This window comes from Nocardia puris (assembly GCF_003315035.1).
GTDB classification, from domain to species: Bacteria; Actinomycetota; Actinomycetes; order Mycobacteriales; family Mycobacteriaceae; genus Nocardia; species Nocardia puris.
Window position 1 is genome coordinate 164,126 of the sequence record NZ_QNRE01000008.1, and the last position, 8,985, is coordinate 173,110.

The following is an 8,985-nucleotide window of genomic DNA, read 5'->3' on the forward strand; positions in this document are numbered from 1 at the left end:
TCGCATGACTCGCCGAGCAAGTTTCGAAGAACAAAATGTAACTTCCGCCCAACGAATCGATGGCTTGCTATCACCACCGATCCGTTCATCGTCCCGCCATCTCCTCGTTGAACGCGGTGACCAGATCCCCGCGTTCGGCGAACGCGCGCTGCGCCGCCCGCGCCGCCGTCGTCACCACCAGCTGCCCGAAGTCCTGCGGCGACAACCGCGAGATCCCCTCGGAGAACTCCAGATCGCACAGCGCGCCATTGCCGTCCACCACCACGGTCACTTCGCCATCCGGCGAGGTCTCCCGCGCCCGGACCGCGGTCATCTGATCGCCGAGATCTCGAATCCTGTTGAGCTGCCTGCGGACCCGGTCCTCCAGCTCGTCCATCGCCGAACTCACACCAGCACCCCCGTTCACACCGGCCGCAGCCAGCTCTGCGGCTCCTGTTCGTACTCCTGCTCCTCCAGCAGTTCCTGTTCGGCCACATCCTCGGGCTTCGGCAATCCGGTGAGGGCGAGCACATCGGCACTCAGCCCGGCCGCCTCGAGCTCGGCCCGTCGCTCCATACCCGCCCGGTTGGCCGCCTGCTTGCACAATCGCAGAATCTCACCGGCCAACGCGCCGGGGTCCCGGCGCAATTCACCGGGCTCGACGGTGATCGAGATCGGTAGCCCCTGCTCGGTCGTGACGACCGAGATCGAACCGCTGCGTGAAGTCGCTGTCGCCATATGCGTCCTTGTCGCTCGTCCTGTTGTGCAGTGTACGACCGGAACCCGGACGCTCACACCCGCTCGTCCTTGATGGCGCGGACGACCTCGGCGATCTCGGTATTGATCAGGGCGGCCAGCCGATTCCGATCGACGGGCTCGAACACGGGTCGCGAGTCCGGTGTGACGATCGCGTACCGGCCGTCTCGGTCCAGGTCACGCCATTCGAGCCGCCTGCGCGTGATACCGCGTGGGCCGAAACGCGATCTGCCCTGTTCGATCTCGATCACGCCCGCGCCACTCACCCTCGACTCGGCGAACCGCTGCCAGTGGTCGGCGTCGTGATCGTATGTGGGTTCGTGGGCGGGCGACGTGGCGTAGAAATGGTCGAAACCGTCGCCGTGCCGGGGTTCGAGGCGCCCGAGCGAACCCGCGGGCTGCTCGGGCAATGTTCGGCTGACAACCTCGGCCAAACCCAGCGCGTCCACCGCGATGATCGTGAAAGCGACGCTGTGCCAAAGGGTTTCGCCCGGCTCCTGGTCGATGACGAATCCCCGGTCACCGCTGCGCACCGCGAGTCGCGCGATTCGGCAACGCGGATCCCGCTCGTCGCCCCGCCAACCCGTGATCACCACGCGGATATCCGGGCAGGCCATCGCGGCCAGGCCGTCGTCCAGCGACGAACCCCACGTCGCGCGCAGCCGTTCCGCGGCTTCGGCACGCTCACGCCGATAGTCCGCCAGCAGCGGTGTGCGGCTGGTGAAAACGAACGGGCGCGGTACCGTTCCCATTCTCATTCGCGCCCAAGCGACGACGAACTCCAGATCCGAAAGACGACACGACAGCGCCGCCATCACGACAACCTCACCGGTCGACGACGGGACGCGCCACGATCTGCGGACCGCCCACGGCTTCATCGAGGTGTTCGGTCGAGTCGAGATGACCTCGGCGACTCCGGTCGCGCTCCTCGGAGCCCGCGCCGCGCCCGGGTGTACCCGCGGCCCCGGGCGCACCGTGCAGGGGAACCCCCGAGGCGGAGCCCGCACGGGGCGCGGCTACAGCGGAGGTGGCGGTGGCGCGCGGAAACAGGTATCCGTCACGCCTCGGCGCACCGGCGTTGTGCGTGGACCGAGACGCTGCACCCTGTCCGCCTGATGCCGAACCTCCACCGACCCGGGGGTCTGCCGCGCCGGCGGCGAGCGTTCGCGCGGAGTCGGCTCCCGCTCCCGCGACCGGGCTGCCCTCCGCGCCCGTCATCGCGTCGGCGCCGGCCCGCAGCATGTCGGCGGTCCCTTGCCCGAGGCTACCCGTTACCGCGTTCTCATCGCTCGCCCCCGGCGATGCCGACCGCGGTGCGCGCGCGGCGGAAGTATCGCCGGGACCTGCGCCGGGGGGCGCCGCGAAACCCGGGCCGCCGAACTGCGTCGGGCTCCCAGGTGTTCGGTTGTCCTGGGGGAGCACCGGCGACGACACCGGACTCTGCGGGCGTGGCAGAACCGGTATCGAGGAGTCCGAGTCGACGACGCCCGGCCAATAGAACTCGTCGACCATATACCGAGCCCGCTCGGTATACGTCGAGTTGACCGAGCCGTCGTCGGATGTGCCTTCCTTGGTGATGGCCAACCACCACGTCGTGTAGGAGAGGTTCGCACCGACCGACGCCATGCCTGCGATCAGATTCCGCACATCGGTGGCGTATCGCTCGGTAGCCTCCCGCGCTGCCGGGCCACCGGCGCCGCCCCACATGGCGGACGCGTCGAGCACGTTGCGTCGAAGGTCCTCGTACTCGCGATCGAGCCTGGTCGCCATCCACTCCCAGGTCCGCGCGGCGGAGTCGACAGACGCTGGATCGATGCTGGCGTGCAATTCCCGGAGTTGGTCGAAGGTCATGGCGTCGGCGTGCGAAACCGCGATCGAGGGAGGATAGAACTCGGGCACGGCGTCATTGGTGCCCGGTACCGACACACCCGACAGATGCCGGATCTTCTCGATGGCCGACGCATCGCCCCACTCGCCTCGGCCCTGCACGACGTCGACGGCCGTCCGGCCGAACTCCTCGACCAGAGTCTTCCCGCCGTACACGTTGTTGTAGCCGAGTTCCAGCATGAGGACGTCGTAGACGTAGTTGTCCTGAATCAGATTGTCGCCGTCCACGCCCGCACCCAGATCGCGCAGATCGTCGTACTGGTACGGCGTGTACACCGCCCATCTGCTCCGCACATCCGTCGGTTCCGCCGGCACCGAGATCCCCTCGAACTCAGCGGTCGACAGCCCCTCGGCCTCGGCGTACCGCCTGCCCGCGGCGATGAACGCGTCGGTCATCTCGGTCAGGATCTCGGCGTGCCGGTCGAGATAGGTGAGCACGTCGGTTCCGCGCGCCGACATCTTCCGCGCCAGTTCACGTCCGGATTCCAGGCCGGAGAAGGGTTTCAGTTCGGCGATCTCGCCGACCTCGTCCCGCACACCCAGCACGATGCCGACCAACTCCGCGCAGAGACGGGCACACGCCGCGGCCTCACCGTGGAAAGTGACGTCACCGGAACCTATTTCGGCCCACGTCGTGGATTCGCCCATCCGGTCGTGCTCCTCGTCGCTGTCGCACCGGCTACCTCAACGCCCCCCGGCTGCGGCCATGATGACACAGGGCACCTGTTCCAGGCACGGCAATCAGCGATCCCGGCACGCCGACGCGCTCGGCAGCCCGTTCACACCCGTTCGTCCCGAATCGCGCGCACGACCGCGATGATCTCGGTGTTCACCAGCGCGACCAACGCGGTGGCGTCGACGCCGACGGCTCGCGCGGGCAGGCCGTCGATGATCGCGTAGCGGCCGTCGTCCACCAGATCACGCCACTCGATCTCCCGGCGCACGATGCCGCGCGGACCGAACCGGGAGGTTCCCTGTATCACCTTGACGACACCCGTGCGCGAGGCGGGCATCGTCAGGAAGGCGCTCCTGCGATCCGAGACCGGATCATCGTCCTTGACCGGCGATCTGCCGTACCGGCGATCGGTCTCGGCATCCTCGGGGTCGGGCAGGACGATCTCCCCCGGCTTCCCGGCCGGCGCCGCGGGCATCCGCGCGACGATCTCCGTCGCGAGATCGACCGCTCGGCACTCGGTGACGACGTATCCACCGCTGTGCCAGATCGTTTCACCGGGCCGCTGCTCCACGACGAAACCCTGCTCGCCCTTGCGGCCGCCGATCAAGCGCACACAGGCCGCCGGATCGTCGGGGTCCGCGCCGCCCCAGCCGTCGACCACGATGCGAATGTCGGGAAACGCCAGCACTTCCAGGAATTCGGCGATGTCGCGCCGATCCGCCCTGGCGCGCAGAGCTTGCCTGGTGCGCGCCTTCTCCAGGACGAAATCATCGTGCCCGGGGGTACGGCTGGTGAAGATCAGCGGCGAGGGCAACCCATCCCGGTCGACCTCCTCCCACAGCACGAAGAACTCCAGATCGCCGAACTCCCAGGTTCTGCTCACTGGTCGACCACCGGCTTGAACGCGGTCGGCGCCTCGCCCACCGCCTCGTCCAGGTGCTCGGCCGAGTCCAGATAGGCGGGCCGCTTGTGTTCCTTGCCTTCGCCGCCCGCGTTGCGTCCGGCCGCGCCCGCGGCTCCGGGCGGGCCCGGGTACGGACCCATCGAGGCGATCCCCGCACGGGCCGCGCCGGCGAGTCCCGTGGTGACGCCACTGGCGACACCGGCGCGCGGGAAGAGCTTGCCGACATCTCCCACGGGCCGCGCCGCGGGCGCCGCACCGCCGGGTCCCGGTCCCGAACCGAGGCCCTTCGCGGCGTTGAGAGCGGCCGCCCGCGCGGCGTCCAACGCGGACGGCGTCGGCAGCCCGCCGAGCGCCGGAATGCCCTGGGCCGCCTGCTGTGCCGCCGACATCGCCTCCTGCGCCGCCTGCTCACCCGCCGACGCGGCCTGCTCGGCGGCACGGCGAGCTTGTTCGGCCGCTTGCTCCCTGGCCTGCTGCTCCTGCTGCCTGCGCGCCGCCTCCTGCTGCTCGCGCTGCCACTGCGCCGCCGCCTGCTGCTGCCGGGCGGCGGCCTCCTGTTGCTCGCGCTGAAGTCGCTCGGTGTCGAGCCGGGCGCCGTCGCGCGGCCCTGCGATCTGTTGCAGGCCACGGGTGTCGAGGTAGCCGGGGCCCGGCCCGGGACCGATGGGCAATCCGGGACCAGGACCGGGACCAGGACCGGGACCACCCGGTGTCTCCTCGGGGGTGACCGTCAGCAGTTCCTTGTTCGGCGGCGGCATGGGCGGTATCGCGGAACTCGACTGCTGGACGCCGGGCACGTAGAAGTTGTTGAACGCGGTGCGCGCCCTTGGTAGTAGAACGTCGCGTGCGTAGGGCTTCCCTACGCTGGCGGTGCCACCGGCGCCGTCCCACGACGCCTGCCACGGCATATTGAGCTTCACGGTGTGCAGCCACCCCGATGTCCAGCTGAGGTTGTTGCCGACCGAGCTCACCGCACTCGTGAGATCCAGAACGTTGGATCGGTAGGTCAGCGCCGCGGTCAGCGACGCCTGCGGGCCCTCCCCACCCCACTCTCCTGAGGCGTGCAACTGCTCGATGCCGTTGGCGAGATCGTTGAACGCGACGTCGAGCCGCGCCGAGATCCAATTCCACACCGCGGCGGCATCGATCACGTCCTGCGAGTGGTCTCCCAGCGCCTGGCCGAGCTCGTAGAAGGTGGTGTACTCGATCGCGTAGGCGTTCTCGATGGACGGGTCCCCGGTCCACCGGTCGCCGTCCCTGGCCGAGTCGTTGGGCTTCTCGACCAGCTCGACCGGAATGGCGCCCATCCCTTTGGTCTGCGGCTGCACTTCCGAATTGGGATCGGGCAGCCGATCGCCCTCGGGGAAGTGGGGGCCACTGGTGCCGCTGCGCAATTCCCGCGCCCATCCCGGCAGCGTCCCCTCGCCACGCAACGGCACACCGGGGAAGTCGCGTCGCGTGTCCTGCCAGTTGCCGAAACGATCCATCCGGAACGTCTCGAACTGCTCGGCGGCGGATTCATCGGTGTCCTCGTAGATCTTGCCCGCGATCAGGAACATCTCGCCCATGCCGCGCAGGATCTTCTCGTCCTCGGCGAGGCGGTCGTCCAGATCTCGCGCCACCGAGAGGAACCGCTGCCGCAGCGTCTGCCCGGAGGGGAGGTTGCCGAATCCCTGATACTCGGTGATCCGATCCGTCGCGGCCTTGCCGATCAGCATCATGGTGAGCGAGTCGGCGACGATGCCCGCGGCTGATCTGGCGGCGCCCTCGCCGATGTCGATCTTCCCCGCCGCCGCCTGCTCCTGGAACGCGACCCAGGGGTTCTCGCCTTCACCGGCCATCGGTCTGTCCACCTTTCCGCCGGGGTCCCGACCACAACCTTCGCACAACGCCTCCCGACGCGGCCACCCCGGCCGCGGACTTCACTTCCACTATCTTGCACCCGGTATCGGCATTGTCCAGCCCTCGAGTCGGGGGCTGACAGCCGATGACGCAGCGTCCGGCGTTCGGATACCCGGGACCGATACAACATCTGGCAAACAAAGGGCATCCGGACGACCTCGACTTCGAGAACGGCGAACCGTCACCGTCGGCGCGGCCGGGCGCCCAGCACGCTCAGTAGACCTCGTCTTTGATGGATTTCACCACCGCGGCGATCTCGGTGTTGATCGCCGCGATCATCCGGCGTTCGTCCGCGGCTGCGGCGAACGGCGGACTCCCGCTGACGATGACATACCGGCCGTCCTCGACCACATCGCGCCACTCGAGGCGGCGGCGCACACGACCGCGCGGTCCGAACTTCGACCTCCCTTGGTCCACGGTCATTGTTCCCATCCCGCGCGTGGCCGACCGCAGGAACGACTCCGCCCGATGCGCGTCCGAGGGTTCGAACGAGTCCCACAGCGGCGAACTCTCATGCGAATCGTCCATGTCACGGCGGCCATCGGCGAACTCCTCGGGAGTCGGCAGCACGATGTGCTTGTGGGTCCCCGGCCCCACCTCGGGAAGGCGGTTCACCACCGCGGCGGCGAGCGATAGCGCACCGACTTCGGTGACCGTGAAACCGCCGCTGTGCTCCACCGTCTCACCGGGCGACTGCGACACGACATAGCCACGCTCACCCCGGCGAATCGCCAGCAGCCGTACGACATTCGCGGGCTCGGCGGCATCCGGACCGCGCAAACCTCGAATTCGCACGGCGATGTCCGGACGCGCGATGTCCTCGAAGATCCGGGCGAGTTCCTGGCCTTCGCTGTCACGGAGCCGCTCGCGCGTGCGCGCGCATTCCCGGAGGAAGTCCTGCCGGAACTCGATCCGGGAGATGAACGAGAACGGCTGTGGCAGCGGGCCTTCCCGCATACCGTCCCAGAGCGCCACGAACTCCAGGTCGGTGAAGTCCCACCGGCGATTCATCGTTCGACGACGGGTCGCACCACTCGGGGCGCTTCGCCCATCGCCTCCTCCAGATGCTCCGTCGAGTCCAGATAGGCCGGCCGCTTCCGCTCGCCCGCGTTCTCGCCGGCACTACGCGCGGGTGCGCCCGCGGCGCCCGGCGCGCCGGGCATCATCCCGCCGGTCGGCGACAGTCCCGCGCGCGGGAACATCGTTCCCGCACCGGATCCCAGGCCACCCGCGCGTGGAAACAGCCTCGACGCCTCTGCCGCGGTACGCGCGGGCCCGCTGCCACTGCCCACGCCGGGGCCACCGCCGCCGGTGGGCTTGGCGCCCGTGCCCGGCCCGGCCGCCATCCTCGGATCAACCGGTCTGGCCGCCGCCGCTTGCTGCCCGAGCGCTTGCTGTCCGGCGGCCAACGCCTGCTGAGCGGCCTGCTGGGCACCCGAGAGAGCCTGTTGGGCGGCCTGCTGAGCACCCGACTGCTGCGCGGCCTGCCGCTGCTGTTCGGCCAATCGCCGGGCCGCCTCGGCGGCCCCCTCGCGCCCCGGCATCCCGCCGGGCATCCCGCCCACCACCGGAACCGTCGTCCCGCTGCCACCGGACGGCATCGGACCCACGCCGGGCGCGATCGGGGCGGACAGGCCGGGGCCAGGGCCCGGACCCGCTGCCATCGCACCGGGTCCCGGCCCCGCGACGCCACCCGGGCCGGGACCGCCACCCGACTCGCCCCCGGGTTCGCCGTTCACGGACGGCACGTCACCGAAATAGCCGTCCGGCAACGGAATCAACGGAACGCGGGAACCCGATTCGGTCGCTCCTGTTCCGTACGTGACGTTCATGTTCGTCTGGTATTTCGCAAGGTCGTCCGCTGCGGTGGAACCGCTGGTTCCATAAGCGGTATACCCCGGCGACTGCGATGCGGGGTTGACCGGACTTTGGGGCATGCTGACGCGGGTGTCCTCCATCCATCCCACCGCGTACTCGAGGTTGTCCGCGATCACCTTCATCGACTTACGCAGGGGGGGCACGCTTTCCAAGTAGCTCGAGACAGCGGCCGCTGCGGCTTCGCGGCCCGCGCCTCGCCAGCTTTCGCCGGTCACCCCGACCATACCTACGCGGAAGGAAGAGTATGCCTCGTGCACGTTGTCCGCGAGCCATGACCACACACCGGCGCGATTGGCCACCTTGGCCTTTTCCTCGCCCACACTCTGCCCCAAGTAATAGAGCTGACTGTAGCTTCGGCTCGAACCCTCTTCGACATTCGGACCGTAGCTGACCGCACCGAAGCCAGGGGGCAGTCCGCCGTCGAACTCCTGCATCCGCTCCGAGGGCCCGGTCAGCGTCGGCGCGGTGGGCGGCCCATCGGTCTCGTCCAGCGGGAGGTAGCTACTCGTCGGAGTGACGGAGTCGGGCGTGTATCTCGGGGTAGTGTTGGAGGTATCGATCGTCCTCGGCTCGCCACTCAACCGACCCGGTTCCGTGGGGAGAGCGATCGAATCCAACAGTTCCGCATTACCTTCATCAGCGCCGACGTAAGCCTTCCCGGCGGCGATGAACGTATCGAACATGTCCTCGAGAATCTCGACATGCCGGTCGACGGCGGCGATCAGGTCATCGCCGCGGTTGTCGAACATCCGGCCGAGCTCCGAACCGGATCTCATGTTCGAGAAGACCAGGGAGTGATTGTGGCTCTCGAGCGCCTGTTCCCTGACCGCCATCAGCTTCGCGATCGCGTCGGCCGCGGCGTTCGCCAAGTTGTACGCCGCGCTCGGTTCGAACTCCAGCGTCCCCTCCGACGCGTAGCCGCTCAACGTCGGCCACGGATCGGTACGATCGCCGGCCGAACCGCCATTCCCTTCATCAGCCACAGCACGCACTCCGATGGTCA

The 8,985-nt window shown here is 68.7% G+C and carries 8 protein-coding genes; all 8 read right to left on the bottom strand.

Annotated elements, in window-relative coordinates; translation table 11 throughout:
- Positions 1-85: 85 nt before the first annotated feature.
- The 8 genes from DFR74_RS20860 to DFR74_RS20895 all read right to left on the bottom strand — a co-directional run bounded on the left by DFR74_RS20860 (position 86) and on the right by DFR74_RS20895 (position 8,965).
- Positions 86-388 (bottom strand): YbaB/EbfC family nucleoid-associated protein, encoded by a 303-nt coding sequence (locus DFR74_RS20860; protein ID WP_113975217.1) that lies wholly within the window; start codon positions 386-388, stop codon positions 86-88.
- A gap of 14 nt (positions 389-402) precedes the next feature.
- Positions 403-717 (bottom strand): hypothetical protein, encoded by a 315-nt coding sequence (locus tag DFR74_RS20865; RefSeq protein ID WP_067507406.1) that lies wholly within the window; start codon positions 715-717, stop codon positions 403-405.
- Between the two features lie 53 nt (positions 718-770).
- Complete coding sequence (locus DFR74_RS20870) at positions 771-1,613, bottom strand: ESX secretion-associated protein EspG (protein WP_084537482.1); 843 nt, start codon at positions 1,611-1,613, stop codon at positions 771-773.
- Complete coding sequence (locus DFR74_RS20875; protein WP_067507409.1) at positions 1,561-3,270, bottom strand: hypothetical protein; 1,710 nt, start codon at positions 3,268-3,270, stop codon at positions 1,561-1,563. Before DFR74_RS20875 ends, DFR74_RS20870 begins: the two co-directional genes overlap by 53 nt.
- Before the next feature lie 131 nt (positions 3,271-3,401).
- Complete coding sequence (locus DFR74_RS20880) at positions 3,402-4,181, bottom strand: ESX secretion-associated protein EspG (RefSeq protein ID WP_067507411.1); 780 nt, start codon at positions 4,179-4,181, stop codon at positions 3,402-3,404.
- Positions 4,178-6,043 carry a hypothetical protein gene (locus DFR74_RS20885; RefSeq protein WP_067507414.1) on the bottom strand — a complete coding sequence of 622 codons (1,866 nt, stop codon included), beginning with the start codon at positions 6,041-6,043 and terminating at the stop codon, positions 4,178-4,180. The genes DFR74_RS20880 and DFR74_RS20885 overlap by 4 nt, the downstream gene beginning before the upstream one ends.
- Before the next feature lie 274 nt (positions 6,044-6,317).
- Positions 6,318-7,115, bottom strand: a complete 798-nt coding sequence (locus DFR74_RS20890) for an ESX secretion-associated protein EspG (RefSeq protein ID WP_067507417.1) — start codon at positions 7,113-7,115, stop codon at positions 6,318-6,320.
- On the bottom strand, positions 7,112-8,965 hold the full coding sequence (locus DFR74_RS20895) for a hypothetical protein (RefSeq protein ID WP_170160781.1): 1,854 nt from the start codon (positions 8,963-8,965) through the stop codon (positions 7,112-7,114). The genes DFR74_RS20890 and DFR74_RS20895 overlap by 4 nt, the downstream gene beginning before the upstream one ends.
- Positions 8,966-8,985 lie beyond the last annotated feature (20 nt).

Bases quoted from the DNA above. Each gene is read 5' to 3' on its own strand.
- DFR74_RS20865 (WP_067507406.1), bottom strand. From the start codon at position 717: ATGGCGACAGCGACTTCACGCAGCGGTTCGATCTCGGTCGTCACGACC.
- DFR74_RS20870 (WP_084537482.1), bottom strand. From the start codon at position 1,613: ATGAAGCCGTGGGCGGTCCGCAGATCGTGGCGCGTCCCGTCGTCGACC.
- DFR74_RS20875 (WP_067507409.1), bottom strand. From the start codon at position 3,270: ATGGGCGAATCCACGACGTGGGCCGAAATAGGTTCCGGTGACGTCACT.
- DFR74_RS20885 (WP_067507414.1), bottom strand. From the start codon at position 6,043: ATGGCCGGTGAAGGCGAGAACCCCTGGGTCGCGTTCCAGGAGCAGGCG.
- DFR74_RS20890 (WP_067507417.1), bottom strand. From the start codon at position 7,115: ATGAATCGCCGGTGGGACTTCACCGACCTGGAGTTCGTGGCGCTCTGG.